Source organism: Anabaena subtropica FACHB-260, from assembly GCF_014697105.1.
Taxonomy (GTDB): Bacteria; Cyanobacteriota; Cyanobacteriia; order Cyanobacteriales; family Nostocaceae; genus Trichormus; species Trichormus subtropicus.
In genome coordinates, this window is record NZ_JACJRF010000098.1 from 1 (window position 1) to 1,888 (window position 1,888).

Annotated in this window: 1 pseudogene; it reads right to left on the reverse strand. The window is 33.0% G+C overall.

Annotated features, from left to right (window positions below):
* Positions 1–304: 304 nt before the first annotated feature.
* Positions 305–1,777 (reverse strand): annotated as a pseudogene (locus H6G18_RS24460) (LA_3751/LA_3752 family putative glycosyltransferase); the annotation flags it as partial.
* Positions 1,778–1,888 lie beyond the last annotated feature (111 nt).

Here is a 1,888-nt window from a genome sequence, read left to right on the forward strand (position 1 = left end):
AATGAATTTATAATCACTGTTAAACTAAAATATTTTAATCCTTCGCCCAAAATCTAACATATTTTGGGCTATTTTTATTGGCTTTTTCTTAACATTCAACACTTCTGGTGTTAAATATAACTTTTTTTAATGTACAAATGCTAGGACTTTTTGTTATATTATTTACCTTACTTTTACAGGCATCCTATTTGATCCTTGGAAAAATATAAGTATCTGTAGGGTAGGTATTGCCCACCCTACATTTATTCCCAGATTAAGTATTTATCTGGGAATAAATACACCATGACACAAGTATTTCATCAAGCTAATTAATGTTTGTTGATGTAGCGATAATTTTGGCTGCTTGGATAGAGTACTTTTTGTTCTTTTTGATTTCTGTCAGTTGAACACGCAACAATTGGTCTTTTGCAGAAATATCTAATTTACTAGGTATAGTTGGCGAAGAAAAGCATGGATCATAAGAAGCACATACGTAAACAAAATTTTCATAACCTTGTTCATGCAAAGCTAATCCTAACTTACTCACATCATCTGGTTTTTTTGTGAGAAAAAATATCTTATCGTCAAAAGCAGATTCAAAACTTTGACTAATATATTGATGAGCAACAGCTACAATTTGATGAGTATCCTGACGGAAAAAGTTGAGGATATCTATAGCTTCTGTATTACCAGTGAAATAACTGTGATTTATCCCCATGAATGTATTTGCATGAAAGCCAACAACAAATAATGCAACAAAGATAGCACTACTAATATATTTGATACCAAATTTTCTGATATATAAAGTTGACTCTAAAAGAAATACTGTTAGTAAGCTCAGTAGAGGAATAAGAATCAACAAAAATCTAGGTCCCCACTGCTTACCACCGTCACTAGGAAGAAGTATAGGTACTAGAATGATAAAGGGGATAGATATCACAGCAATTTTTTTCATTACGTCTGTCTGTTTTATTGCTTGATACAATTCTGACAAACCAGTAAAGATGATGATGAAATATATGATAGGGAAGTGTTCTCGGAAACTCTTCCACAATCTCCCAAAAATTTTATTAGCACTTAGTAGCCTTTGTTGCCAAGAAAATTCTTCTACAACTTGTAGTGCATGAGCGCCTAAAGGATGACTATAAATTAATTTATTAATGATAAAGAAGCAGGAAACTGTAGCAATTAGGCTCACAATAAATATTGTTTTATGTTTATCAATAAAATTGATATAGCTTAATTTAAATCTATATGAAACAATAATTAGCGGAATTAAAATTGCAACTAGAGCGAGAAATTCTGGTCTAAACCAAACGGACAAGCCCACTAATATACCACTCGTTACTGCATCTTTTTTGGTAAAGGTTTTTTGTCCTTTAGTTAAGATCATCGCCAGTCCACCAAAGGCTAGGCTAACTGCAAGTGTATGTTCCCAATACATCGCACTATACATAGTTAGTGGAGAAGCAAATATAAGTGTAGCCAAACCTAGAGAGGTTGCAAGTAAGCTAGTTTTGAAAAATTGGCAAACTCGATAAAAATTAAACCAGATTAACCAGGTAGATAACAATGGAACTATATAAAAACCTCTATAGCCGAACAAGGCATGAAAAGGGGCTGTTACTAAAGGAAAAGTAAAGGGAAAAGTAATAAAGTAACGATTAGAGATTTTATAACTAAAGGGGGCTTCAAAGGGGTATAGTCCACTATCCCAAAGATTACGCACCCATGCGGGTACTGTTAAATCTAAATCAAAATTTAGCTTCCCCGAACTAAATTGTTTGGCAAGTAAGGCTTTTAGAGGTGATTCGTAAAGAAAATCTAAAGAGCTTTTGAGTAATCTGGACTAGATTTTAATCTAGATCAGGTTGAGTAGTTGTAGAAAATATGAGTAGTCTACCTAAGA